The organism is Streptomyces sp. NPDC050423, from assembly GCF_040655445.1.
Taxonomy (GTDB): domain Bacteria; phylum Actinomycetota; class Actinomycetes; order Streptomycetales; family Streptomycetaceae; genus Streptomyces.
Genome location: NZ_JBFAJY010000024.1, coordinates 89,196 through 112,483, shown reverse-complemented (window position 1 = coordinate 112,483; position 23,288 = coordinate 89,196). Strand labels below are relative to the sequence as shown.

20 protein-coding genes, 1 tRNA gene and 2 pseudogenes are annotated in these 23,288 nt (G+C 69.4%); 11 read left to right on the top strand and 12 right to left on the bottom strand.

The window, feature by feature from the left end; all coding sequences use genetic code 11:
• Positions 1–90: 90 nt before the first annotated feature.
• Complete coding sequence (locus AB0I52_RS19350; protein WP_363074085.1) at positions 91–684, bottom strand: adenylyl-sulfate kinase; 594 nt, start codon at positions 682–684, stop codon at positions 91–93.
• A gap of 158 nt (positions 685–842) precedes the next feature.
• On the opposite strand from AB0I52_RS19350, the gene AB0I52_RS19345 reads away from it, so the two are divergent.
• The 8 genes from AB0I52_RS19345 (at position 843) to AB0I52_RS19310 (ending at position 9,927) form a co-directional block, all read left to right on the top strand.
• Positions 843–1,040 (top strand): hypothetical protein, encoded by a 198-nt coding sequence (locus tag AB0I52_RS19345; RefSeq protein ID WP_363074083.1) that lies wholly within the window; start codon positions 843–845, stop codon positions 1,038–1,040.
• 1 nt (position 1,041) lies between these two features.
• Entirely contained in the window at positions 1,042–1,920 is an 879-nt protein-coding gene (locus AB0I52_RS19340) for a hypothetical protein (RefSeq protein ID WP_363074081.1), read from the top strand.
• A complete protein-coding gene (locus AB0I52_RS19335; RefSeq protein WP_363074105.1) occupies positions 1,877–3,223 on the top strand; it encodes an RHS repeat-associated core domain-containing protein in 1,347 nt (448 codons plus the stop codon). The genes AB0I52_RS19340 and AB0I52_RS19335 overlap by 44 nt, the downstream gene beginning before the upstream one ends.
• Positions 3,220–3,573: a hypothetical protein gene (locus AB0I52_RS19330; RefSeq protein ID WP_363074079.1), complete on the top strand. Its 354-nt coding sequence runs from the start codon at positions 3,220–3,222 to the stop codon at positions 3,571–3,573. Before AB0I52_RS19335 ends, AB0I52_RS19330 begins: the two co-directional genes overlap by 4 nt.
• Positions 3,574–4,018: 445 nt before the next feature.
• Entirely contained in the window at positions 4,019–6,682 is a 2,664-nt protein-coding gene (locus AB0I52_RS19325; protein ID WP_363074077.1) for an alpha/beta fold hydrolase, read from the top strand.
• Positions 6,679–7,557 carry an ABC transporter permease gene (locus AB0I52_RS19320; protein ID WP_363074075.1) on the top strand — a complete coding sequence of 293 codons (879 nt, stop codon included), beginning with the start codon at positions 6,679–6,681 and terminating at the stop codon, positions 7,555–7,557. The genes AB0I52_RS19325 and AB0I52_RS19320 overlap by 4 nt, the downstream gene beginning before the upstream one ends.
• 144 nt (positions 7,558–7,701) lie before the next feature.
• Positions 7,702–9,282 carry a von Willebrand factor type A domain-containing protein gene (locus tag AB0I52_RS19315; RefSeq protein WP_363074073.1) on the top strand — a complete coding sequence of 527 codons (1,581 nt, stop codon included), beginning with the start codon at positions 7,702–7,704 and terminating at the stop codon, positions 9,280–9,282.
• Between the two features lie 102 nt (positions 9,283–9,384).
• A complete protein-coding gene (locus AB0I52_RS19310) occupies positions 9,385–9,927 on the top strand; it encodes an anthrone oxygenase family protein (RefSeq protein WP_363074071.1) in 543 nt (180 codons plus the stop codon).
• A gap of 102 nt (positions 9,928–10,029) precedes the next feature.
• Here AB0I52_RS19310 and AB0I52_RS19305 read toward each other — a convergent pair whose 3' ends face one another.
• Positions 10,030–10,506 (bottom strand): MarR family transcriptional regulator, encoded by a 477-nt coding sequence (locus AB0I52_RS19305; protein ID WP_363074069.1) that lies wholly within the window; start codon positions 10,504–10,506, stop codon positions 10,030–10,032.
• Between the two features lie 85 nt (positions 10,507–10,591).
• Between AB0I52_RS19305 and AB0I52_RS19300 the strand changes: the two genes are divergently transcribed.
• The gene (locus AB0I52_RS19300; protein ID WP_363074067.1) at positions 10,592–11,482 is read left to right on the top strand and encodes an alpha/beta hydrolase; all 891 of its coding nucleotides are present in this window, start codon (positions 10,592–10,594) and stop codon (positions 11,480–11,482) included.
• A 690-nt stretch (positions 11,483–12,172) separates the two neighbouring features.
• Here AB0I52_RS19300 and AB0I52_RS19295 read toward each other — a convergent pair.
• From AB0I52_RS19295 to AB0I52_RS19255, 9 genes and pseudogenes are all read right to left on the bottom strand, one after another.
• On the bottom strand, positions 12,173–12,487 hold the full coding sequence (locus AB0I52_RS19295; protein ID WP_363074065.1) for an L-rhamnose mutarotase: 315 nt from the start codon (positions 12,485–12,487) through the stop codon (positions 12,173–12,175).
• Positions 12,488–12,526: 39 nt separating this feature from the next.
• A complete protein-coding gene (rhaS, locus tag AB0I52_RS19290; RefSeq protein WP_363074063.1) occupies positions 12,527–13,612 on the bottom strand; it encodes a rhamnose ABC transporter substrate-binding protein in 1,086 nt (361 codons plus the stop codon).
• An 80-nt stretch (positions 13,613–13,692) separates the two neighbouring features.
• Positions 13,693–14,745: an ABC transporter permease gene (locus tag AB0I52_RS19285; RefSeq protein ID WP_363074061.1), complete on the bottom strand. Its 1,053-nt coding sequence runs from the start codon at positions 14,743–14,745 to the stop codon at positions 13,693–13,695.
• Positions 14,729–15,784 (bottom strand): ABC transporter permease, encoded by a 1,056-nt coding sequence (locus AB0I52_RS19280; protein ID WP_363074059.1) that lies wholly within the window; start codon positions 15,782–15,784, stop codon positions 14,729–14,731. The genes AB0I52_RS19285 and AB0I52_RS19280 overlap by 17 nt, the downstream gene beginning before the upstream one ends.
• Positions 15,781–17,322 (bottom strand): sugar ABC transporter ATP-binding protein, encoded by a 1,542-nt coding sequence (locus AB0I52_RS19275; RefSeq protein WP_363074057.1) that lies wholly within the window; start codon positions 17,320–17,322, stop codon positions 15,781–15,783. Before AB0I52_RS19275 ends, AB0I52_RS19280 begins: the two co-directional genes overlap by 4 nt.
• 339 nt (positions 17,323–17,661) lie before the next feature.
• The gene (locus tag AB0I52_RS19270; RefSeq protein WP_363074056.1) at positions 17,662–18,516 is read right to left on the bottom strand and encodes an ABC transporter permease; all 855 of its coding nucleotides are present in this window, start codon (positions 18,514–18,516) and stop codon (positions 17,662–17,664) included.
• The gene (locus AB0I52_RS19265; RefSeq protein WP_363074054.1) at positions 18,476–19,336 is read right to left on the bottom strand and encodes an ATP-binding cassette domain-containing protein; all 861 of its coding nucleotides are present in this window, start codon (positions 19,334–19,336) and stop codon (positions 18,476–18,478) included. The genes AB0I52_RS19270 and AB0I52_RS19265 overlap by 41 nt, the downstream gene beginning before the upstream one ends.
• Complete coding sequence (locus tag AB0I52_RS19260; RefSeq protein ID WP_363074052.1) at positions 19,333–19,785, bottom strand: MarR family transcriptional regulator; 453 nt, start codon at positions 19,783–19,785, stop codon at positions 19,333–19,335. Before AB0I52_RS19260 ends, AB0I52_RS19265 begins: the two co-directional genes overlap by 4 nt.
• A gap of 512 nt (positions 19,786–20,297) precedes the next feature.
• Positions 20,298–20,393 (bottom strand): annotated as a pseudogene (locus tag AB0I52_RS19255) (IS5/IS1182 family transposase); the annotation flags it as partial.
• A 414-nt stretch (positions 20,394–20,807) separates the two neighbouring features.
• Between AB0I52_RS19255 and AB0I52_RS19250 the strand changes: the two are divergent.
• Together AB0I52_RS19250 and AB0I52_RS19245 are read left to right on the top strand one after the other, a co-directional pair.
• Positions 20,808–21,374: a ricin-type beta-trefoil lectin domain protein gene (locus AB0I52_RS19250; protein ID WP_363074050.1), complete on the top strand. Its 567-nt coding sequence runs from the start codon at positions 20,808–20,810 to the stop codon at positions 21,372–21,374.
• Between the two features lie 242 nt (positions 21,375–21,616).
• A pseudogene (locus tag AB0I52_RS19245) lies at positions 21,617–22,312 on the top strand (transposase family protein); the annotation flags it as partial.
• Between the two features lie 673 nt (positions 22,313–22,985).
• Here the strand turns inward: AB0I52_RS19245 and AB0I52_RS19240 are convergent.
• Positions 22,986–23,058: transfer RNA gene (locus tag AB0I52_RS19240), tRNA-Arg, on the bottom strand.
• Positions 23,059–23,288: the final 230 nt, after the last annotated feature.

Here is a 23,288-nt window from a genome sequence, read left to right as displayed (position 1 = left end):
GACCCTAGACAAGTCCCATCGTTGCAGGTCAGGAGCACTCTCCGCTTATTTGATCAAGGCATGGACGAGCCCGCTCGTGAAAGCGCGAGGCTAGGGCTGTCCCGTACAACGAGGTCGCCTGCGGAGGGTGCGGTCAGCTCCGTCAGGCGGCTCCGGCCCCCACCCCGTCGCCGCCACGATCTCGTGCGCGATGTCCACCACCGTCCGCCCGTCCGTGTTCACCCTGACCGTGTCCGCCGGAGCCTGTTCGTCGAGCAGACGGGCCTTGCGGGCGCTGCCGCGCAGTTCGTGCTCCAGCTCCGAACCGATTTCGCGGCCGGTCAGGCGCTGGGCCGTCGTCTCGTCGGACGCGGTGAGCAGGATCCGTACGATCCGTACGTCGGCGCCCATCGCGCGCTCGAACATGGGCGCCGACTCGGCCAGCACGCTGACCGTGTTCGTGTAGATGAGGCGGCGGTGTCCCAGGTCCGCGAAGTTGGACCAGACCGCCGTCAGGTTCCGTTCGGTGATCTGCGCGCGGTGCGGGTCGTTCTCCGGCGCCGGGTGGACCTGGCCCATGAAGTCGCCGTCGATGACCGTGTGCGGGGTCCCGGCCTCCCGCAGCCGCGCCGACACCTCCCAGGCCACGGTCGTTTTCCCCACGCCCGCGCGTCCGCCGATGAGCAGCACCTCTGAATGAGCCATGCGGGCAGGGTGCCAGCCCGGCCGGAGCGGCACGACGGGATTACGCGGGCAGGTGGTTTCCGCCGTATTCGCTGCGGGTCTTGAACTCTGCGGCTCGCATAATCTACTCTGCCCAGGCATTTGCGTGTGCGTATGCAAATATGTAGTGAGGGGTGGGCGTGGCGTTCTGGATGGCGGCGGCATCGGTGTGGGGTGTGCTGCAGTTGCTGCTGCTCTCCTGGCCGGTTCGTACGGTGCGATGGTCGACGGTGCTGCTGGCCCTCGGTGTTGGCGCCTATGGCAGTGGTGTCGCTTCAGTGTTGGTTGAACTGTTCGTGGCGGCGGCTGGCGGCCTCCGAGGGGAGTTCGCTTCATGACGTGCTGGGCACGGTGATGTGGACGACGGCGCCGGTGGCCGAGGAGCTGCTGAAGATCGCTCCCCTTCTGCTGGCCGGCTGGGCGTTGCGTGGGCGAATGCAGTGGGGGATGTCGGACTTCGCCGTGCTGGGTGGTGCCGTCGGGGCGGGCTTCGGGCTGGTGGAGGCCGTTGCTCAGTACGCGTTGGCACCGGATGCGGTGGTGCGCCCGGTGGAGGGCGGCTGGATGGTGGGCAGCGGCTTCTCGGCGCCGTTCGTCGCGGGATTCCCCGAGCTGCTGGGGCATTGGTTTCCCGCGCCGGTGGGCACGGTGGCGCTGGGGAGCTTCGACGTGAGCATCACGGCTGAGCATCATGTGGTGTGGTCGGTGCTCGGGGGCCTGGGGGTGGGGCTGTTTCTGCTCGGGCGCGCATGGTGGGCCCGGCTGGTCGGACTGGTACCGCTCGCACTGGCGATTGCCCAGCACACGGTGGTCAACTACGCCGCCGAAAAGCAGGGTTCGGACGGTTGGCAGCTGGAGTGGTACGACCGCCTGGCGGCGGCCGGCTGGTGGACGGTACTGGTCTGTCTGGCGCTGGCCGCGCTCTGGGACATCCGTGCCGGGCGCCGGGGCAAGCGCCTGGAGCCGGCCGTCCGGCTCGCTGCGGAACGCGAGGGGACCCCGGCGGGTGCGGCGCTGGCGAACTTCGCTCTGCTGCGACTGCCCTGGACCGCTGCGGTGGCGCTGGGATACGCCCGGCAGCGGCGCGCCTTGCTGTACGCCGCGGTGCACCCCCGCGTCGACCCCGAACTCCTCCGGCCTCCCGCTCCGCTTCACCAACGACCCCGCAGGCCGCATCACCGCCTGGACCGACACCAACAACCGCTCCTACACCTATGACTACGACGATCAGGACCGGGTCGTCGCGGAAGGCGGCGAAGGAGGTCACTTCACCCTCCGCCTCGCCTACGACGGCGCCCGCCCGGACTTCCCCGGGCTGAAGACCACCACCCTGACCTCGGCGAGCGGGACCGTGTCCCACTCCCTGATCGACCACCGGCACCTGGTCGTGGCCGAGATCGACCCCAACGGCGCCATCACCCGCACCAGCTATGACGAGGCCGGGCGACCCCTTTCCGAGACCGATGCGCTGGGACGCACCACTCACCTGGGCTACGACGCCGACGGCCGCCTGAGCCACCTCGTCCGCCCGGACGGCAGCAGCTGCTCACTCACCCGTGATACCCGAGGCAACCCGGTGGAGATCACCTCCCCGGACGGCACTGTCCGGCAGCAGACCTTCGATGCCCGGGGGAACCTGACCGCAGTCACCGACCCGCTCGGAGCCACCACCCACTACCTGTACGACGCCCGTGGCGGCCTGCTCGCCGTCACCAATCCACTGGGCGCCACCACGAGGGTCCGCTGCGATGCCACAGGGCTCCCCACGGAGATCACCGACGGGCTCGGTGCCACCACGCATCTTCACCGAGACGCCTTCGGTCGCATCGCAGCCGAGACGGATCCCTTGGGAGCCACCACTCACTACCAACGTTCGGGGGAAGGCCACCTGCTGCGCCGGACGGATCCGGACGGCACGGCGGAGTCCTGGACCTACGACGGCGAGGGCAACTGCCTCACACACACCGATGCCAACGGCGGTGTGACCAGCCACGAATACACCCACTTCGAAACGGGTCATCACTACAACGTTCACCGCTACTACGACCCAGAGACAGCGCGCTATCTGAGCCCAGATCCACTGGGGCTTGCACCATGCCCGAACCCTCTGGCTTATGTCGCGAACCCACAGGCTTGGACAGATCCTCCAGGACTTTCACCATGCGTGCCATCCGCAGCCGTTCAACCGGGTCAACGCGCAGCCGCCGACAGGGTGCAGATCTTCCGTAATGTCGATGCCCGGGAATTCGATGCGATCGCTTCGACCAACCAGTTCGGGACCGGTTTCGGTCAGATGGAAGGCAAATGGTTTGCGACCCAGGGCGCGCATGCTGATCGCTGGGGTGAGCTGCTCAATGGAGGAGACGGCCTGACCGTCACCACCGGATTGCCCAGATCGTTGGCAGACAAACTGCACTTTCACGCGGGGAAGCTCGACGGTGTCGGCCCCGGCTACTACGCCGACGGGGACCAGCTCGCCCAGATCAACAAAATGATGGATGGGATTAGGCTGTGGCCATGATGGAGAAGATCGAAGACCCGGTGGCCGAGGCGGTCGTGTTCTGGCGCTCGGCTGAGGAAGGGGGGCGGCGGTCGGGGCCTCCAACGGCCCCTGTCTATATGGCGACAGCTGCATTCGTCCAGGGCGACGACCGCGAACTCCAGCCCGGATGGCCTGCTTCCGCCGACCAGCTGAGCATCTTGTTGGAGGAGACCGCCGTCCGCGAGGACGGCTCCAGGACATGCAAGGTCGATTTCCTCGTACGCGACCTCGCACTTCCCTACCTGGCCCCTGGCGGCGAGATCCTGATCATGGAGGGTCCCCGAGTAGTCGCCTCCGCTCGCGTTGACACCGTCCACGTAGGAGATTGAGGTCGGGCAGCTCTCTTTTGCAGCGTCAGAGAGGGCGTAAGCGGGGACAATGCTGGATGTCTTGGCACGGGAATTGCTGGTCGACTTCTGCCCGATGGTTTTCCGAATGAAGATCAAGAATTCTCTTCCGATCCTTATATGGCCATTGTTGTCGAGATGGACGCCGCGCCGCATGCCGTAGCAGCCCCGCTCCCGAGGCGCTGCGGCGAGCGCCCGTGTCAGTTCTCTGAGGTGCCGGTCGGCTTCGAGTTCCGTGACGGTCGTGACGCGGCGAAATTCCACCGAGTGGTCCGCGACGGACCTTCAGGAGGTCTGGCCGGGGCGGGGGACCGCCAGGCATACCGCAGGCGGAGTACGCCCGGGGATCGCCGTACGCCCTGAGGAGGCCGGGGACCTCCCCCTGGGGGCAGCGTGGGCGGGGTGTTGTCCCGCTTAGGCTCGACACATGGAGACCCCTCACGCGCGTACGTCCCGGTGGCGGCGCCTGCTGCCCCGCAGCCGCAGCCGGTGGGCCGCCGGCATCGCCGCACTCGTCGTGCTGGCCGGGGCGGGCACCTGGACCGCCACCGCCGACGACAGCGCGCCGGCCGTGCACCGCCAGGACCGGATGATGCGCATCGACGGGGTGTCCATCGACACCTCGTACTTCACCACCGGCGGTTCACGGCGCCGGCCCGCGGTGCTGATCGGGCACGGCTTCGGCGGCAGCAAGGCCGACAACCGGGCGCAGGCCCAGCAGTTGGCGGCGGACGGATACGCGGTGCTGACCTGGTCCGCCCGCGGCTTCGGCGAGTCCGGCGGGAAGGTCGCGCTCAACGCACCCGACGCGGAGGTGAAGGACGTCTCCCGGCTGATCGACTGGCTGGCGGACCGGCCCGAGGTCCAGCTCGACGCCGCGGGCGACCCGAGGGTCGGGGTCACGGGCGCCTCCTACGGCGGAGCGATCTCGCTCCTCGCCGCCGGGTACGACCGGCGCGTCGACGCCATCGCCCCGGAGATGACGTACTGGAACCTTGCCGACGCGCTGTTCCCCGACGGGGTGTTCAAGAAACTCTGGGCCGGACTCTTCGTCACCACCGGCGGTGGCTGCCGGAACCTGGAGAAGCAGCTCTGCGAGATGTACGAGCGGGTCGCAGTCAGCGGGAAGCCGGACGCCGCCGCCCGTGCGCTGCTCACCGAGCGGTCACCTAGCGCCGTGGCCGACCGCATCAAGGTGCCGACGCTGATCATGCAGGGGCAGACCGACTCCCTCTTCCCGCTCGGGCAGGCCGACGCCATGGCGAAGGCCGTCAAGGCGAACGGCGCGCCCGTCGCCGTGGACTGGGTCGCCGGCGGACACGACGGCGGCGACAAGGAGTCCCACCGGGTGCGGCAGCGGGTCGACAACTGGTTCGACCGCTACCTGAAGGACGACAAGGGCGCCGACACCGGACCCGCCTTCCGCGTCACCCGGACCGGAGGCATCGACTCCACCGACGGCGCCGCCCTCACCCGCGGCGCGAGCGCCGACACCTACCCGGGGCTGACCAGCGGGGACGAGCGGATCGAGCTGCGGGGACGGCGGACCCAGACGTTCGCCAACCCCGCCGGGGCGAGCCCGCCCGCCATCTCCGCCGTGCCCGGCATCGGCGGCGGCCTGGCCCAGCTGTCCACGCTCGGCGTCGGGCTCTCCGTCGACTTCCCCGGGCAGAACGCCCGCTTCGAATCCGCCCCGCTGACGACCGGGCTGCGCATCACCGGCTCGCCGACCGTGCGCGTGAACGTGAAGGCGGGGCAGGGCGACGCGGTCCTGTTCGGCAAGGTGTACGACGTGTCGCCGGACGGCAAGCAGCAGGTGCTGCCCTCCCAGCTCGTCGCCCCCTACCGGATCACCCCCGACCAGCAGGGCAAGCCCCTGACGCTGACGCTGCCCGCCGTCGACCACGCACTCGACTCCGGACACCGGCTCCGGCTCGTGCTGGCCGCCACCGACCTCGGCTACGCCTCCCCGGCCGCGCCGGCCACGTACACCGTCTCCCTCGACGGCCCTCTCACCATCCCCACCGCACCCGGCCTCACCACCGCATCGGCCACCCTGCCCTGGTGGACCTGGGGACTCCCGGCCGCCGCCGTCGTGATCGCCGCCGCCCTGCTGCTCACCATGCGGCGCCGGACCGCAGGCCCCGCCCCGGACCCCGCACTCACCGACGTACCGCTCCAGATCACCGGCCTGTCGAAGAAGTACGCCAAGTCCGCCGACCGGTACGCGGTCCGGGAGCTGTCCTTCCGGGTCGAGAAGGGCCAGGTGCTCGGGCTGCTGGGACCCAACGGCGCGGGGAAGACCACGACGCTGCGCATGCTGATGGGGCTCATCACCCCCGACGACGGAGAGATCAGGGTCTTCGGGCGGGCCATCCGGCCCGGGGCGCCCGTGCTGTCACGGGTCGGGTCCTTCGTCGAGGGCGCCGGATTCCTGCCGCACCTGTCCGGCCGCGCCAACCTGGAGCTGTACTGGCAGGCCACCGGGCGGCCCGCCGCGGACTCGTACATCGAGGAGGCCCTGGAGATCGCCGGCCTCGGCGACGCACTGGCACGGGCCGTCCGCACGTACTCGCAGGGCATGCGGCAGCGGCTCGCCATCGCCCAGGCCATGCTGGGCATGCCGGACCTCCTCATCCTCGACGAACCGACCAACGGCCTCGACCCGCCACAGATCCGCGAGATGCGCGACGTGATGATCCGGTACGCGGCCGGCGGCCGGACCGTCATCGTCTCCAGCCACCTCCTGTCCGAGGTCGAGCAGTCCTGCACCCACCTGGTGGTCATGGACCGGGGCCGGCTCGTCCAGGCGGGCCCGGTCGCCGAGATCACCGGCTCGGGCGACATGCTGCTCGTCACCTCGGCGGACGAGCTCACCGAACCCCTCGTGGAGAAGATCGCCGCACTGCCGGGCATCGGCTCCGCCATCCGCACGGACGACGGGCACGGGCTCCTGGTCCGGCTCGACGGGGCGACCTCCCCGCAGCTGATCGCCGAACTGGTCAGGCTGGACGTGCCGTTGACCGGCGTCGGGCCGCACCGCCGCCTGGAGGACGCGTTCCTCACCCTGATCTCCGGAGCCTCCGCATGAGTACCGCAGCCGAAGTCACCGAGGCCCCTCAGGCGCCCGGATACCGCGCCCGGCACACCCTCCCGCTGCGGGTGGAGGCCGCACGCCAACTGCGCAGGCGGCGCACCCTGCTCATGGGCGGGGTGCTGGCCGCGCTGCCGTTCATCCTGATCATCGCGTTCGCGATCGGCGGCACCCCGGACGGCGGGCCCGGGGGCGGCGGCCGGCTCACCCTGATGGACACCGCGACGCAGTCCGCCGCGAACTTCGCCGCTACCTGCCTGTTCGTCTCGGCCGGGTTCCTGCTCGTGGTCCCGGTGGCGCTGTTCTGCGGTGACACCGTCGCCTCCGAGGCCAGTTGGTCCTCGCTGCGCTATCTGCTGGCGGCGCCCGTGCCCCGGGCTCGGCTGCTGTGGAGCAAGCTCGTCGTCGCGCTCGGCTTCAGCCTCGCCGCGATGGTGCTGCTGCCGCTCGTCGCCCTGGCCGCGGGAGCCGCCGCGTACGGCTGGGGGCCGCTCGAACTGCCCACCGGCGGCGCGCTCGCGACCGGGGACACCGTGCCGCGGCTCGCGCTCGTCGTCGCGTTCATCTTCGTCTCCCAACTCGTCACCGCCGGACTGGCGTTCTGGCTCTCGACCAGGACGGACGCCCCGCTGGGCGCGGTCGGCGGCGCGGTCGGGCTGACCATCGTCGGCAACGTACTGGACGCCGTCACCGCGCTCGGCTCCTGGCGCGACTTCCTGCCCGCCCACTGGCAGTTCGCCTGGGCGGACGCGCTCCAGCCCGACCTGGAGTGGGGCGGCATGGTGAAGGGCGCGGCGATCTCGGTGACGTACGCCCTGATCCTGTTCGCTTTCGCCTTCCGCGGGTTCAGCCGTAAGGACATCGTCTCCTGACCCGTGTCCTACCCCTGGTATGCCGCTGAACTCCCGTCCTTCGTTGCCGCATCGAGATGCTTCCGCAACGTCTCCGCCGGCTCCTGCGGCCCCGCTCGCACGTCACATTCACACGTGGGACACGACGACGCGGGGGGTACGGGAATGGAACGGCGGACACGGATGTACCGGGGGGCGCTGGGGCTGCTCCTGGCGGGCGGGGTGCTGCTCACGGGCTGCACGGGGTCGGGGGAGGGATCCGGCGGCAAGAGTGCCGCCTCGGACCGCCGGGGAGCGCCCGCCCCCGCACCGGCCGCAACGGGCGGGGCGGGCGGCACGGCCCGGGAGGGTGCGAAGAAGGCGGACGGACTGAAGGAGTCCGCACCACCCGACTACCTGTCCACCTTCGCCCTGGACGTCGACACCGCGTCCTACGGATACGCGCGCCGAACCCTCTCCGACGGCAGGCTGCCGGAGCCGGAGACCGTACGGCCGGAGGAGTTCGTCAACAGCTTCCGCCAGGGCTACCGGCGCCCGAAGGGCAATGGCTTCACGGTCTCCGTCGACGGGGCACGGGCCGGCGCCGAGGGCGGTGACTGGTCGCTGGTACGGGTCGGCCTGGCGACCAGGGCCGCGCCCAGGAGCACCGAACGGCCGCCCGCCGCCCTCACCTTCGTCGTCGACATCTCCGGCTCGATGGCCTCGTCGGACCGGCTCGGCCTGGTGAAGACCTCGCTCGGCATCCTCACCGACGAACTGCGCGACGACGACTCGGTCTCCCTGGTCACCTTCAGCGACGAGGCGGAGACCGTGCTGCCGATGACCCGGCTGCGGGACCACCGCGGAAAGATCCACGACGCCGTCGACTCCATGGAGGCCACCGATTCCACCAACGTGGAGGCAGGCGTCCGGCGCGGGTACGAGGAGGCGGTGGACGGCCACCGCAAGGGTGCCAACAACCGGGTCGTCCTGCTCTCCGACGCGCTCGCCAACACCGGGGAGACCGACGCCGACGCGATCCTCGAACGGATCGGCTCCGCCCGCCGCGAGTACGGCATCACCCTCTTCGGGGTCGGGGTCGGCAGCGACTACGGCGACGCGCTGATGGAGCGGCTCACCGACAAGGGCGACGGCCACACCACGTACATCGCGGACGAGGAGCAGGCCCGCAAGGTCTTCGTCGACCAGCTGCCCGCGCACCTCGAACTGACGGCGCGTGACGCCAAGGCGCAGGTGGCCTTCGACCCGGAGACCGTCGAGAAGTTCAGGCTGATCGGCTACGAGGACCGCAAGGTCGCCGACGAGGACTTCCGCGACGACAGCGTGGACGGCGGCGAGATCGGCCCCGGCCACACGGTGACGGCGCTCTACGCCGTGCGTCTGCGGGACGGCGCCTCGGGCCATGTGGCCACCGCGACAGTGCGCTGGCTGGACCCCGGGTCCCGGGCCGCGCACGAGGAGACGGGTTCGGTGGAGACCGGGGCGATCGGGGGGAGGCTCTGGGGCGGCCGCAGCACCTGGCTCCAGGTGACGGCGGTGGCCGCCTACTTCGCCGACACCCTGCGCGGCGGGGGGCTCCCGGGCACGCCCGGACTCGGTGAACTCGCCTCCAGGGCAAAGGCGCTGGCCGCCGCGACGGAGGACGACCCGGTGGCGAGACTGGCCACCGCGATCGGCCGCGCGGACCGCCTCAGGGGCGGCCACGAGGACACCGGAACGGATACGGGAGAGGGAGAGATGGACTGACCCGGGCCGCCCGCGCCGAGGCCGGAACCGGCCGCGATCTTTGATCGCGCAACCGTGCGAAATCAGGCTGTGCGGCCGAGTCCGCTGCGCCATGATGAGCCCATGGCCTCCCTGTTCCTCGCACTCGCCGTGATCACGACCGGCCTCTACGCGGGCTTCCTGCTGACGTTCCTGATCGCGATCATGCCCGGCCTCGCGGCCCTGCCGGACGGTGACTTCACGGCCGCGATGCGCCGCTTCAACGAGAAGGTCCCCGGACCCGTGTTCCTGATCGTCTTCCTCGGCGTGATCGCCTTCCCGGCCGCCGTGCTCGTCGCCGAGCGGGACGTATGGGGCCGGCCGCCGGTGGCCGCGGCGCTGGTCTGCGCCATCGGCTCGCACCTGGTCACGATCGCGGGCAACATCCCGCTCAACAAGGCGCTCGCCGCATCGGAATCACCGTCACAGGCGCGGACGACGGGGGCAGCCCGGACGCCTGGGGCACCGGGCGAGGGCGGCGACAGCGCGGCCCGTACCGCGTTCGAGGCCCGCTGGAACATCCTCCACCAAGTCCGGACCGCCCTCTCGCTCGCCGCCTTCGTCCTGCTGACCGTCGCCGCGAACCAGTCTAGTCCTGCTGCGAAATGGCGGCAGCACTTTTTCTAGTCCTCCGAAACGTCAGCCGCCGATCTCGCGCGGGAGCGAACGGGTATTCCTTGCGGATTCTTCGCTTCTCTGTTCGCTTGGAGCGGCGTGACGCGGGAGGGCCTACTGCACGTCCGGGTCGCGCGCGATCCACCCCGGTGAATCGAGCCGGATCGCACCGTCCCCAACGAGCGATCGAAGTGCCTCCTCGAGTACTGAGAGCGACGCTGCACCCACCTGTTTCTCCCACTGCTCACGCAGCTCGTCGAAGATCGCTTCGCCCTGTTGCAACATGGCGAGTCCGTGCTCGGTGACGCGAAGTCGCGTCCGTCGACGGTCGGCCGAATCAGGTTGGCGCGCTACGTAATTGCGTTCCTCCAGTGCGGCGATTGTCTTCGCGGCTGCTTGTCTCGTCACCGACATTCTGCGGGCGAGTTCGGAAGCGCTGTCGGCGCCGGACAAAATCGAGTGCAGAGCAAAGTCGTGCACCGGCCGTACGTCCTCGTACCCGCGCGCGGCGAGCTCGGCGGTGGCTCGATCCGCCAAAGTGCGGAAGCTGGCGAGCAGGAGCAAGGCGAGATCGGCGCCTGATCTGGACATGCAGCCAGCATACGGCCACCTTTGACATGGGCAACCTGGTTGCCTATCTTGGTTGGCAACCAGGTTGCCTATTTGGGAGCTTCTCGTGACTGCAACCACACCCTCCGGCGCGACCCTTCCCGGCGTCACGCACCATCTCGCCGACGTCAACGGAACGCGACTGCACTACGTCTCCGCCGGCACCGACGGCTCTCCGATCCTGCTGGTGCACGGCTGGCCGGAGACTTGGTGGGCGTTCCGCAAGCTGATTCCGCTGCTCGCGCAGACTCACCGGGTCTTCGCCCTCGACCTCCGCGGGTTCGGCGACTCCAGCAACGCCGACACCGAGTACGGCGAGGCGGTCGCAGCCGAGGACCTGCACCATCTCGTCGAGCACATCGGCGCGGGTCCCGTTCATATCCTTTGCCAGGACATCAGCGGCGGCACAGGCTTCCGCTTCGCGGCGACGCACCCCGAGGACGTCATCAGCTTCATCGGAATCGAGACGGCCCTGGCCGGTTTCGGACTTGAGGCTCTTGCCGACGTGAATAACCACGGTTCTTGGCACGTCGGATTCCTCGGCGCTCCGGGTATCCCTGGAATGCTCCTTCCCGGCCATGAGCGCGAACTCCTGGCCGACTGGGCCTTCCCGCTGATGAACGGGACGGAGGGTTCCATTGGCGAAAGCGACGTCGACGAGTTCGTTCGAAGCTACGCGCGCCCGAACGCCTGGCGAGGTACGGAGGGCCTTTACCGAGGGCTTTTCTCCGACGAAGGCGCAACCAAGGCGCTGGCCGAGTCGCACCCGATCGCCGTCCCGGTACTCACCGTTGAGGGTGCCGGCCACCGAATTACCGAAATGACCTTCCGTCAGGTGTCCGTAAGCGAGGTCACAGCAGTGCATCTCGAGGGGGTCGGCCACCTCATCGCGCAGGAAGCTCCTGAAGCACTCGCGGCCACAATCCTGGAGTTCACTGGAAAAATCGACGACAAGTAGGCCCGTGCACCATCGGGTTTGGTCACGGCGCCCGCGAGCCGCGAGAGCTGCTGACTGAATGCCTCTGAACCTCGGAGCCGGGTGGGACCGCATCAGGAGTCGCTCGCGCCCTACCGGTCCAGGCCTCGCGGCTGTCGGGATGGGGTTCTGGCAGGGCAGCGGGGACGCCGCACCAAGGCGGCGGGTTCCGGCACCCGATGTCCTCAGGCGGCGCATGGTTCGCCCTGGGCGGCGATGGGCGTCGGCGTGCTGGGGGTGTGCTTGGCGCGGGCCGGGATACGTGTGATTCGGCGGGGCATGAGGGTGATGGCGTCCAGGTAATGAGCGTTCGGAATGCTGACGAGGCGTTCGTAGTCGCGTGCGTGTCGGCGGTCGCGCATCGGTCCATGGCCGCCGCGCAGGCTGCAGGCGGCGGCCAGGGACTGCTTGCCCGCTGTCCGAAGAGCCAGGGCGCCATTTCTCCTGGTGGGACCGGGAACCGTGAGGTCATCGTGCCTTTACTGCCCTGCCGCCAGGCCATCCGGCGAATTGGCCGGCGGCGCCAACTGCTCACCCAGCACACTCGATCAACGACATGACCGATCAAGAAGACACGCCATCACGGACCGCACATGACCAAGCCCTACAAGTGCCCCTCCCGGCAATAGCCAGGCCCGGATCCCCTGGGAACCCGGGCCCGCCCGCGGTGCCTCACGCCAGGTGGAACACCTCGGCGAGCGGCACCATCGCGTCGTCCGCCGCCTCCGGCTGCTCGAAGAAGTCCGCCATGTCCCGCTGCCACCGCTCGTTCACCCCGGTGGCGGCCATCGCCTCGCGTGCCGCGTCGAAGTCCGCCGTCTCCAGATAGCCGACGAGCAGCCCGTCCTCGCGCAGGAAGAGCGAGTAGTTGTGCCAGCCCGCCGCGGAGAGCGCGGCGAGCATGTCGGGCCAGACCGCGGCGTGACGCTCGCGGTACTCGTCGATCCGGTCCCGGCGTACGTTCAGCAGGAAGCAGACACGCTGCATGGGGTCAGGTGCTCCGGTGGGTGAAGTGGCGGCGAGGACTCAGAAGTCGAACTTGTCGATGTTCTTTTTGTCGAACACGGTCGGCTTGCCGAGGATGACCTCGCCGTCCTTGCCGATCGTGTACTCGCCGAGCTTGCCCGCCTTGAACTTCTCGCCCTCCGCACCGGTGATCTGACCGGACGCCAGCGCCGCCGCGGCGTACGAACCGAGGTATCCGAGCTCCTCCGGGTTCCACAGCGAGAACTGCTCGACGGTGTCGTCCTTGACGTACTTGCGCATCTGGTTCGGCGTGCCCAGGCCGTTCAGCACGACCTTGCCCTTGTACGAGGAGTCGCTCAGGTAGCGGGCGGCCGCCGCGATGCCGACCGTGGTGGGCGAGATGATGCCCTTCAGGTCGGGGTAGGCCTGCATCAGGCCCTGGGTCTGCTGGAACGACTTCTGGTCCGCGTCGTCCCCGTACGCCACCTTCACCAGCTTCATGTCCTTGTACTTGGGCAGCTTCAGCTCGTCCTTCATGAACTCGATCCAGGTGTTCTGGTTCGTCGCGTTCTGGGTGGCCGAGAGGATCGCGATCTTGCCCTTGTAGCCGATCTGCTCACCGAGGTGCTGCACCAGGCTGCGGCCGATCTCCTCGGAGCTCGCCTGGTTGATGAAGAGCTGGCGGCACTCCTTCGCGGTGTCGGAGTCGTAGGCCACGACCTTGATGTTCTTCTTCATGGCTTGCTTCAGCGGGCCGCACACCGCGTTCGGGTCGTTGGCGGCGACCAGGATCGCGTCCTGGCGCTGCTGGATCAGCGTGTTGATGTAGCTGACCTGGGAGGAGGCGCTGGCGTCGGACGGACCGACCTCCTTGCCCGTACCGCCGTACTCCTTGGCCGCCTCGATCCCCGCGTCGTCGACGATCTTCTCGTACGGGTTGTTGATCTGCTTGGGCAGGAAGGCGAGCTTCAGTCCCTTCTTCAGCGCCGCGCCCGGATCGGCCTTCGCCGTGGCCTCGGCCTTCGTGGACTCCTTGTCGGAACTGCCCTTCGTGGTGCCGGAACAGGCGCTGAGGGCGAGGGCGAGCGAGAGCGCGGTGGCGGCGGTGGTGACGGCGCGGCGCCCAGCGGCATTGCGGAGCATCATGGCGGCGGTGTGCCTTTCGAGGAGTACGTACGAGGACGAAGCAGGAGGAGAAGGAGAAGAGGGAGGAGAAGAGGGAGGGATCAGGGGCGGGCACCGGCGGCGCGCCGGTGCCGTCGTTCGACCACGGCCGCGATGACGCGTGGGGTGAGGACGGACGCCACGAGCAGCAGACCGGTCACGATGACCTGCACCTCGTTGGCGATGTCGTTGAGGGTCAGCAGGTTCTTCAGGACGCCGATGAGCAGCACCCCGGCGACCGCGCCGAAGAGCGTGCCCTTTCCGCCGTCGAAGTCGATGCCCCCGAGCAGTACGGAGGCGATGACGAGCATTTCGAAGCCGAGCCCGTTGTCGGCGCGGGCACTTCCGTAACGGAGGGTGAAGACGATCCCCGCGAAGGCCGAGAACAGCCCGGCGACGACGAACAGCAGCAGCTTGATCCGCTTGACCCGGATGCCCGCGAAGTACGCCGCCTCCTCCTGCGCCCCGATCGCGAACAGGGAACGCCCCAGGCCGGTCGCGTGCAGCACGATCGCGGTGATCACGGCGAGCACGATGAACAGCAGGACCGGGTACGTGAGGAAGGTGCCCGGCACCGTGGTCGTGTCGACGGCCCAGTCGGAGTAGGTCTGCGGGAAGTCGGTCACCGCGTCGCTGCCGAGCGCCACCGAGGCCAGGCCCCGGTAGAGCGCCAGGGTGCCGATGGTGACGGCCAGCGACGGCAGCCCGACCTTGGTGACCAGCCAGCCGTTGAGCAGCCCTCCGGCGACGCCCACCAGCAGCACCACCGGCACGATCGTCTCGAACGCCCACCCCGCGTTCCACAGCGCACCGGTCAGCGCACTGCCCAGGCCCAGCATCGAGGCGACCGACAGGTCGACCTGCCCGGCGACCACCAGAAGCGTCATCGGCAGGGCGATGAGGGCGACTTCGGCGATGTCGTTGAAGGCGAACGCGAGGTTCTCGCCCGAGCCGAAGCCGTCGGTGGTGCCGAGTCCGGCCACGACGACGGCCACCAGGAGCGCCCCGACCGCGGTGTCCCAGCGCAGGGCCAGGCCGCGCAGCGAGCTCTTCGTCCCGGCGGACCCCTGCGGGGCCGCGGGCACCGCCTTCTCGGTCTCAGGCGCCATTGCCATGCCGGGCGCTCCTCTTCCTCAGTGCGGCGGTCATCCGCAGGTTCACGATTCGGTCGATGCTGATGGCCAGGAGCAGCAGCGCGCCGGTGATGGCGCCCTGCCAGAAGGAGTCGACCTTCAGGACCACCAGCACGCTGCCGATGGTGGTGAGCAGCAGGGCGCCCAGTGCGGCGCCCCACACCGTTCCCGTGCCGCCCGTGATGGCGACACCGCCGACGACCACGGCGCTCACGACGGTCAGCTCCCAGCCGTGCGCGTTGTCCGCGACGACCGTGCCGAAGCGGGCGAGCCACAGGGTGCCGGCGAAACCGGCGACGGCCCCCGAGAAGGCGTACGCGGCCAGGATCCGGCGCCGGATCGGCACCCCGGCGAGCACGGCGGCCTCCGGGCTCGACCCGATCGCGTACAGCTCGCGCCCCGAGCGGTAGCTGCGCAGGAAGTACGCGGTCGCGGCGAGCAGCACCACGGTGATCAGCGGCAGATACGGCACGCCCAGGAGGCTCCCGCTGCCGAGGCCGAGGATCTGGTCGGGGACCTCGGCGGCGCCGATCTGGTCGCCCTGCGCCCACCAGTAGTCGACGCCCTGGATGATGTAGAGCATGCCGAGCGTCACGACGAGCGCCGGCACCTTGCCGAAGCTGACGAGCGCGCCGGAGACCAGCCCGCAGACCACCCCGATGGCGATGCCCAGCAGCATGACGGTGAGGACGCCGTGATCGGTGCCGGCCACGAACTTGCCGCAGGCGAAGGCGGAGAGCCCGACGACGGAGCCGACCGACAGATCGATGTTGCGGGTGATGACGACGGCGGACTGGCCGACCGCGAGCAGCACCAGGATCGAGGAGTTGAGCAGCAGGTCCTTGATGCCCTGGTCGGACAGGAAGCGCGGGTTGGCCAGATAGGTGCCGAGGATCAGCAGGATCAACGCCCCGGCGATGGAGATCTCACGGGCCTGGAAGACCGTGTCCACGAGCGAGGCGGCGCTGCGGGCCGGCGCCTGCGGGCCGCCGTCCGGCGGGCTTACGACGGTGGTGGTCATGCCGCGTTCCTTTCGCCGAGTCCGGTCGCCGCCGCCATGACCGTCTCCTCGGTGGCTCGCGTGCGCGGGAGTTCGGCGACGAGCCGGCCCTCGTGCATGACGAGCACCCGGTCGGCCATGCCGATCACCTCGGGCAGGTCGGAGGAGATCATCAGCACGGCGAGCCCTTCGGCGGCCAGTGCGGAGAGCAGCCGGTGGACCTCGGCCTTGGTGCCGACGTCGATGCCGCGGGTGGGCTCGTCGACGATGAGTACGCAGGGTTCGGTGGCCAGCCACTTGGCCAGCACGACCTTCTGCTGGTTGCCGCCGGAGAGGACCCCGACGGTGTCGGCCAGCCGGTTGTACTTGAGCTGGAGGCGCAGTGCCCAGTCGGCGGCCCGGTCGTGCTCCAGGGCCCGGCTGACGAGTCCGCCGCGGCGTACCTCGTCGAGCCCGGTGAGGCCGATGTTGCGCTCGATCGACATCTCCATGACGAGCCCGCGCTGCCTGCGGTCCTCCGGTACGAGGGCGAGCCCGGCGGCCATCGCGGCGGTGGGCGAACCGGGGCGCAGCGCGGTGCCGTTCACCCGCACCTCGCCCGCGTCGGCGCGGTCGACGCCGAAGACGGCCTGGGCCACCTCGGTACGGCCGGCCCCGACGAGCCCGGCCAGCGCGACGATCTCGCCCCGGCGCACCTCGAACGACACGTCGTGGAAGACGCCCTCCCGGGTCAGCCGGCTCACGGCGAGGGCGACCTCGCCGACGGCGGCGTCCTGCTTCGGGTAGAGGTCGTCGAGGTCGCGGCCGACCATGAGCCGCACGAGGCCGTCCTCGGTGAGCCCGTCCAGCGGCTCGGAGGAGATCCACCTGCCGTCGCGGAGGGTGGTGACGCGCTGGCACAGCTCGAAGATCTCGTCCAGCCGGTGCGAGATGAACAGCACGGCCGCACCCTCGGCGCGCAGCGCCCGTACGACGGAGAACAGCCGGGCCGTCTCGCTGCCGGTGAGTGCGGCGGTCGGCTCGTCCATGATCAGGACGCGGGCCTCGAAGGACAGCGCCTTGGCGATCTCGACGATCTGCTGGTCGGCGATGGAGAGCCCGCGGGCCGGCCGGTCGGGGGCCAGGTCCACCCCGAGCCGGCGCATCAGCCCCGCGGTCGTGTCGTGCACGGCCCTGCGGTCGATCCGGCCGAAGGAACGCCGGGGCTGGCGGCCCATGAAGATGTTCTCGGCGATCGACAGATCGGGGAAGAGCGTCGGCTCCTGGTAGATGACGGCGATACCGGCGTCACGGGCGGCGGCGGGCCCGTTGAAGACGACGGGCTGCCCGTCGAGCAGCACGACACCGTTGTCAGGGCGGTGCACCCCGGCGAGCGCCTTGATGAGGGTGGACTTTCCCGCGCCGTTCTCCCCGGCGAGTGCGTGCGCCTCACCGGGGAAGAGTTCGAGTGACACGTCCTGCAGGGCCCGTACGGCACCGAAGGATTTGCTCACACCCTTCAGCGCCAGAACCGGGGCCGGCTCCGGGGCCGAGTCCGGGCCCTTGGCGGACTTGTTCATGAGGGGCTCCTGAGCGGTGGACCGAGCCGGCGGAAGGCCGTAGGGACCCACACGTCGTGAAAGGTTTCAATCGGGCTCCTCGGAAGCTAGACGGGGATTGCAGGCCTAGTCAATGGGTGGGCAGCGGGAATTTGCTGAGGTTGGGGGGAGGTGTGAAGGGAAAATGGATGCACGCGGGTCGGGTGGGTAGGGGTCCTCGACGGCGCCTTGACGGGCCGGTTCTCTTCCGTCGCGGTGAATCGATTCACATACGTGGCTGCCACACCGGCACAGAACCCCCGCAGCGCTCCCGGGGGCGCGGTGCGGGGGTTCTGCGCCGGGCGGGACGGCGCTTCGTCCTCAGCGGGCGAGCCGGCCGAGCAGTGATCCGGCGGCCGCGATGCCGACCGCGGCGGCGAAGGCCAGCACCCCGAAGTCCAGGCCGAGATGGGACGGCGTGCCGATGAGCAGGCCGCGCAGGGCGTCGACCTGGTAACTCAGCGGGTTCACCTTGCTGATCGCCTGGAGCCAGCCGGGCATCAGGGCGACCGGGTAGAGCGCGTTGGAGGCGAAGAACAGCGGCATGGTGATCGCCTGGCCGATGCCCATCAGCCGGTCGCGGGTGAGGACGATCCCGGCGATCGACATCGACAGGCACGAGAAGAACGCCGAGGCGAGCACGACCACCACGACCACGCCGAGCAGATGCAGCGGATTCCAGCTCATGCCGACGCCGAGCAGGGCGGCGATCACGATGACGACGACGGCCTGGATCACGGCCTTCACCCCGGCGGCGAACGCCTTGCCCGTCACGAGGGCGGACCGGGGGGTCGGTGTGACCATGAGTTTGGTGAGGACGCCGGAGTCGCGCTCCCAGATGATCATGATGCCGTAGAAGATCGCGATGAACATGGCCGACTGGGCGATGATCCCGGGCGCGAGGAAGTCGAGATAGGGGACGCCGCCGGTGGGGATGGCGTGGATGCGGGAGAACGTCGTGCCGAAGATCAGCAGCCAGAGCGCGGGCTGGACGGCGCGGGTGTAGATCTCGGTACGGTCGTGCAGCAGCTTCTGCAGTTCGACGGCGCACATCGCGCCCACCCGGGCCGGCACGACCTGCCAGCCGGTGCGGGGCGGTGGCGGGGTGAGCAGCAGGGCGTAGCGCGGGTCGGGCTCAGCCGCGGCGGGTTGCGGTGCGGCGGGTACGGCGGACATCGTTGAACGCTCCCTTCTCCTCCTCGGACCCGGGGTCGTCCAGTCCGCTTCCGGAGTGGTACCGGAAGACGTCCTCCAGGGACGGCGGCGGCGAGGCGGGTTCGCCGGTTTCCCGGCGGTGGGCGACCAGTTCGTTCTTCAGCTCGGTGGGGGTGCCGAGCGCCCGGAGCCTGCCGAGGTGCATCAGGGCGAGCCGGTCGCAGCGGCGGTCGGCCTCGTCCATGGAGTGCGTGGTCACCAGCACGGTCATCCCGGTGCCGGTCCGGATCTCGTTGATCCGGTCCCAGACGCTGTCCCGGGCGATCGGGTCCAGGCCGATCGTCGGCTCGTCCAGGATCAGCAGGCGGGGGGCGCTGACCAGGGCCTGGGCCAGTTCGAGGCGGCGCACCATGCCGCCGGAGTACGTGGCGGCGAGCCGGCCCGCGACATCGCCGAGGCCGACGGCGTCCAAGGCCTGAGCGACCCGTGCCGCACGCTCACGGCGGGGCACGTCGTACACGCGGGCGAAGAGCTGGACGTTCTCCAGACCGGTGAGCCCCGCGTCGGCCGACAACTGCTGCGGTACGTAACCGAGCAGCCGCCTCACCGCCATCTGCTGCCGGGCCGCGTCATGGCCGAACACCTCGACGACGCCGGTCGGCACGGGCAGCAGGGTGGTGATGGCACGCATAGTGGTGGTCTTGCCCGCGCCGTTGGGACCGAGGAGCCCGAACACCTCTCCGGGCCGGACCAGCAGGTCGAGGCTGTCGACGGCCTTCGAGCTGCCGAAGCTGTAGGTCAGAGCGGTGCAGCGGACGGCGGGCGCGGTTTCTGTGGTCACTCGGTCTCATCCCCCTCGCGCAGTGACGCGGCGAGTCTGTGCAGGGCCGGGAGCGCGGCGGCGAGTGCCATGCGGTCGTCGGCGTCGAGTCCGGCCAGGTGCCGGCGGAAGAGCGCCTCACGGCGGGCGTGCCACTCATGCAGCTTCTCCACCCCCTCGGGGGTGGGATACAGCAGGGCGGCCCGCCCGTCTCCGGGGTCCCTCTCCCGCCGCAGGAGTCCCTCCGCGACCAGGTGGCTCACCAGTGTGCTCGCCGAGTTGGCCGCGAGGCAGAGGCTCCGTGCGGCCGTCGAGACCCGCACGCCGGGTTCGGTGGCCACCAGTCGCAGCAGTTCGGCGTGCGCCCCGCGCAGCCGGGGAGCGGACAAGCCGTTCCACACTCTGCGCCGGGCGAGTCGCTGGATGCGGGGCAGAAGTCCGGCGAGCTCATCAGAGAGATCACTCGCCATCACCCGTCCATTTTAGCTCTGTATGCGAGCTAATGTCGTTCAACTGACCGCCCGTGTACCGGTTGCCGGTTTCACGCCCCACCGCCGTGTTGCCGCGGCGTGGGGCTGTGCGGGGTTGCACGGGCTGTGCCGGGCCGTCCGGCGGGTCGTGCGGGGCTGAGTCCGGCCCGGGACGGCTCTCGGGGGAAATGCCCGTCAGTACTCGCGGGCAACCACTCCCGGACGGGCTGCCACCCTCCTCACCAGGGGTCCGTCCAGCCTTGCGCCGTCACTGCGCCGTGCCCGCTGACGTCCCTCCGGCCAGCAAAAAGCCCCTCCGGACGGTGGGCCCGGCATCGGCTGGGCTGAAGCGCCCCCGGCAGGACTCGAACCTGCGGCCAAGCGCTTAGAAGGCGTGCGAGGTTGAGCGATGTGCTGACCTGCGTATTCGCAGGTGGCGCCGGACCAATCTAGGTAAAGGCGCTTGGCCTATCTTTTCTTGAACTTTGGCGCTAACTCGACACTGGGGCTTTTCATCCTCGGTCTGAGCCGGCCGGATGCAGAGCCAGGACGGCTTGCACGAGGGCTGTGATCCGGGTGGTGGAGCACCGGATTTTGCGGAGGAGCCGCTCTCTTGGTCGAAAACCCATCTACCAGGGGCTTCATCACGTTGTCAGCCCAACGGGCAAGCTGGCGCACCAAGTTGAAAAGCGCTCCGTGAGCCGCAAGCCCAAGCTGATGTGTTCTCAGCCGGCCCGAGCACGCGGGCACTGCTTGCGGGTGGTTCGCTCCCAGCAGTGGCGTGCATGGATACAACGCCGAAACGTGCGTCTCTGCAGGTCAGTGGTACCTTTTTGCTGACAGGGTGTCAGATCGCTTCGTCCCACTGAGTACCCAGGGGTAGCTCCGCACACTGTGCTTGCCCGAGGCGGGCGGACGGAGTGAACCAGACCGCTGGACCCCTCGTCTTGCAAGGCGACGCCCGACTGGCGTCCTCGCCGCATCGAAGGCGGCGCGCACCCGTTCCGAAAGGCATGGCTCAGATGACCATCTCACGTGCACGATCAGGCAACACGTTCTCGTGGTTGCGAGGCAAGCGATCCAAGCTGGCGCTGGCGGCGGTATCGGTCGGCGCGCTCGCGCTCACCATGGGCGGCGCCGGATCCGCGAGCGCGGACCAGAACGCGGTGCTCCATTCCATCTTCGTGTATCCCACGGGTGGGGCTCCCATAGCGTGCCTGGACATCCTGGGCGGCTCCACCGCGAACGGCACCCCGGTCCAGGCCTACGACAAGTGTCACTTTGATGGGTCGGTGACCGCTTCCCAGACGTGGACCGAAGTCACGGCCGGCAGCACCATCCGGTCCGCTGTCTCCGGCAAGTGCCTGGACGTCGTTGGCGGCGGGAAAGCCGCCGGCACCAAGGTGGACATGTACACCTGCAACGGCACTGGCGCCCAGGTCTGGATACGCAATGCCAACGATTCCTTGTACAACCCCCAGTCCGGCAAGTGCCTCGACGTCCCGGGCGGCGCTACTGGGGTCCAAGTGCAGATCTGGAACTGCACCAACTCCTCCGACCAGCTTTGGCTGCAGCGTTTTGGTAAATGACCTGGGCTGATATGCGCGACACGCCGTGCGCGGTAGCCGCGAGTAGCGGCCTGACCGCCGAACGTCAGGCGTTCCGGGCCCTGTTGTGGCTGGAGGCGATCGAGCGGTTCAGACGCGATGAACCCAATACAGGCAAACACGGACGAACGCCATGAGAGCCCTCCACCCTGACCGTGCGGGCAGGTAGTTGGGGGCGGTGGCTGGACGTGAAGAAGCTCCTGGTAGGCGGGTTCATAACCAAGATCGCCTGTCCCGCCAGGAGCTTCCGCGTTCTTGTCCACCCGTCTGGCGTCGATGTCCACCTCAGCCCTGCGCTGCCTGGCCACTCGGCTGCGGACCAGCCGGCGTGAACGCGGGCCCCGGTGGCGCCGGCTGCCCGTCGGCCGGCAAGCGCTCCTGGTCCTCGCCCACTTGCGTTCGGGACACACTTACCCTCACCTTGCCGCCGGTTTCGGGATCGGCACCACCACCGCGTACCGGTACATCGCCGAGGCCGTCGAGCTCCCGGCCACCCTCGCACCGACCCTCGCCGACGTGATGAAGGCCGCCTCCATGAAGGCGTATCTGATGCTGGACGGCACGCTGCCGCCCCATCGACCGCACCGCCGCCTGCCGCCCCTTCTACTCGGGAAACACAAGAGACACGGCATGAACACGCAGGGCATCGCCGACCCCGCAGGGCGGCTGCTGTGGGCCTCGCCCGCGCTGCCCGGAGCCGTCCACGACATCAGGGCAGCCCGCACCCACGGCATCATCGATGCCCTGACCGACGCTGACATGCCGTGCTGGGCGGACAAAGGCTACCGAGGCGCCGGCGGCCCCATCCGGCGTCCCCACTGGGGCCACTGGGAGACCCTGGCCACAGGCCAGCAGGCCGTCAACCGCTCACACGCAAAACCCGCGCACCCGTCGAGCGGGCCATCGCCACCCTCAACGCACCGCAGCCTCGGTCTCCTTGATCAGGGCAGGCGGCAGCCGGCCGACCTCGGTGCGGTTGTTCCGCTCGAATGCCAGAGCTTCCACGTCTGATCGACGCGCCCCTGTAGACCGGCCACGTTTACCCGGCCGACCGGTGCCGCGAGAGACAGGCGCCGGTTCATCACGGCATCCCAGATCGCGGGTATCCCGGGATGCCGCAGCCGGCCGAGCGGCACCGCTTGATTCACGCCCGGGTCATCGCCAGTGCTGTGCCCGTCGGGGCAGGTCTGCCCGTCCTTGCCGTCCGCCCCGTCCTTGCCGTCCGCCCCGTCCTTGCCGTCGGACCCTGCCGGTCCCGTCGGACCCTGCCGGTCCCGTCGGACCCGGAACGGGCACCGGTACCTCGGCACGATCCGGCAGATTGTCGACGGCGCCCGTCGGATCCGGTGCGGTGGGCGTCCCACCCTTCGCTTTGATCTGCGCGCGCGGTACCCGTACGTCGTAGGTGAGCGTCGATACGGCTGTGCCGCTCTGGATCTCAGTTGCGGAAGGTGCCGGCGCAGGTGCTGCGGCCCCTGTCGCCCGGCCAGGGCTTCTCCGTGCCCTTACGCCGTCACTACGTCGTTCTCGCTACGTTCCCCAGACCTGAAAAAGCCCTCCCGCGAGGGAGGGCCGGCCGCTGTGCGGCGAGAGTGCCCCCGGCAGGACTCGAACCTGCGGCCAAGCGCTTAGAAGGCGCCTGCTCTATCCACTGAGCTACGGGGGCCGGGTGGTGGCCTCGGTGACCTGGAGCCCTGGGACCCGGGCGGTCCGTGACCTGCCGGGACAAGGATAGGGCTCCGATCGCCTGGACCCGGTTGCTTCACCTGCGTGGCACGATGTGGAGGTTCGGTGAAGCGAAACGATAATCGCAGGTAGGTGCGATTCACGCATCGCTTTTGGCGCCTCACGCCCCGGGTGTTGTGCACTCGTTATGCCTGCGCCCCACTCGTCCCC

Bases quoted from the DNA above. Each gene is read 5' to 3' on its own strand.
- AB0I52_RS19350 (WP_363074085.1), bottom strand. From the start codon at position 684: ATGGCTCATTCAGAGGTGCTGCTCATCGGCGGACGCGCGGGCGTGGGG.
- AB0I52_RS19330 (WP_363074079.1), top strand. From the start codon at position 3,220: ATGATGGAGAAGATCGAAGACCCGGTGGCCGAGGCGGTCGTGTTCTGG.
- AB0I52_RS19325 (WP_363074077.1), top strand. From the start codon at position 4,019: ATGGAGACCCCTCACGCGCGTACGTCCCGGTGGCGGCGCCTGCTGCCC.
- AB0I52_RS19320 (WP_363074075.1), top strand. From the start codon at position 6,679: ATGAGTACCGCAGCCGAAGTCACCGAGGCCCCTCAGGCGCCCGGATAC.
- AB0I52_RS19315 (WP_363074073.1), top strand. From the start codon at position 7,702: ATGGAACGGCGGACACGGATGTACCGGGGGGCGCTGGGGCTGCTCCTG.
- AB0I52_RS19310 (WP_363074071.1), top strand. From the start codon at position 9,385: ATGGCCTCCCTGTTCCTCGCACTCGCCGTGATCACGACCGGCCTCTAC.
- AB0I52_RS19305 (WP_363074069.1), bottom strand. From the start codon at position 10,506: ATGTCCAGATCAGGCGCCGATCTCGCCTTGCTCCTGCTCGCCAGCTTC.
- AB0I52_RS19295 (WP_363074065.1), bottom strand. From the start codon at position 12,487: ATGCAGCGTGTCTGCTTCCTGCTGAACGTACGCCGGGACCGGATCGAC.
- rhaS (WP_363074063.1), bottom strand. From the start codon at position 13,612: ATGATGCTCCGCAATGCCGCTGGGCGCCGCGCCGTCACCACCGCCGCC.
- AB0I52_RS19285 (WP_363074061.1), bottom strand. From the start codon at position 14,745: ATGGCAATGGCGCCTGAGACCGAGAAGGCGGTGCCCGCGGCCCCGCAG.
- AB0I52_RS19280 (WP_363074059.1), bottom strand. From the start codon at position 15,784: ATGACCACCACCGTCGTAAGCCCGCCGGACGGCGGCCCGCAGGCGCCG.
- AB0I52_RS19275 (WP_363074057.1), bottom strand. From the start codon at position 17,322: ATGAACAAGTCCGCCAAGGGCCCGGACTCGGCCCCGGAGCCGGCCCCG.
- AB0I52_RS19270 (WP_363074056.1), bottom strand. From the start codon at position 18,516: ATGTCCGCCGTACCCGCCGCACCGCAACCCGCCGCGGCTGAGCCCGAC.
- AB0I52_RS19260 (WP_363074052.1), bottom strand. From the start codon at position 19,785: ATGGCGAGTGATCTCTCTGATGAGCTCGCCGGACTTCTGCCCCGCATC.
- AB0I52_RS19250 (WP_363074050.1), top strand. From the start codon at position 20,808: ATGACCATCTCACGTGCACGATCAGGCAACACGTTCTCGTGGTTGCGA.